The sequence below is a fragment of the Streptococcus sp. DD04 genome (assembly GCF_001578725.1).
In the GTDB taxonomy this organism is placed as follows: domain Bacteria; phylum Bacillota; class Bacilli; order Lactobacillales; family Streptococcaceae; genus Streptococcus; species Streptococcus sinensis.
Window position 1 is genome coordinate 91,957 of sequence record NZ_KQ968977.1, and the last position, 714, is coordinate 92,670.

Annotated in this window: 1 protein-coding gene; it reads right to left on the reverse strand. The window is 48.3% G+C overall.

The annotated features are described in order from the left end of the window. Positions 1–714 (reverse strand): G5 domain-containing protein (locus tag STRDD04_RS10870; protein WP_197460074.1); only part of this gene is annotated, 714 nt, incomplete at both ends.

The window sequence follows — 714 nt, forward strand, 5'->3', positions numbered from 1 at the left end:
CCAGATTTTTAACACCTTCAGTTGGTGTCACCTGTTCAACTGGCTTGCCAACTTCCACAATCTTGTCAACTGGGTCTTTAGAAACGAAGCTGTCACGAGTGGTGCGGCTGGTCTCTTGACCATTTTCGATGGTCACTTCAACCAGAATCGTCTTCTCACCGTCCTTGCCTTCTTGGACAACTTTTCGCGCGCCCTTAGGCAATTGTGCATTTTCACGCTCAACGGTGTTGAACGGTAGAGCTTCAGTCACAATATCCAAGCGTGGTTGCTCCACGACCAGATTCTTAACGCCTTCTGCTGGGGTGACTTGCTCAACTGGTTTGCCAACTTCTACAATCTGATCAACTGGGTCTTTGGAAATGAAGCTGTCACGTGTCACACGGCTGGTTTCTTGACCATTTTCGATTGTTACTTCTACGAGCGTTGTCTTCTCACCAGCCTTGCCTTCTTGGACAACTTTTCGTGTCCCCTTAGGCAATTGTGCATTTTCACGCTCAACGGTGTTGAACGGTAGAGCTTCAGTTACCACATCCAAGCGTGGTTGCTCGACAACCAAATTCTTAACACCTTCAGTTGGTGTCACCTGTTCAACCGGCTTGCCAACTTCCACAATCTGATCGACTGGGTCTTTGGAAACGAAGCTGTCACGAGTGGTGCGGCTAATTTCTTGACCATTTTCAAGCGTCACTTCCACAAGTGTAGTCTTCTCGCCGT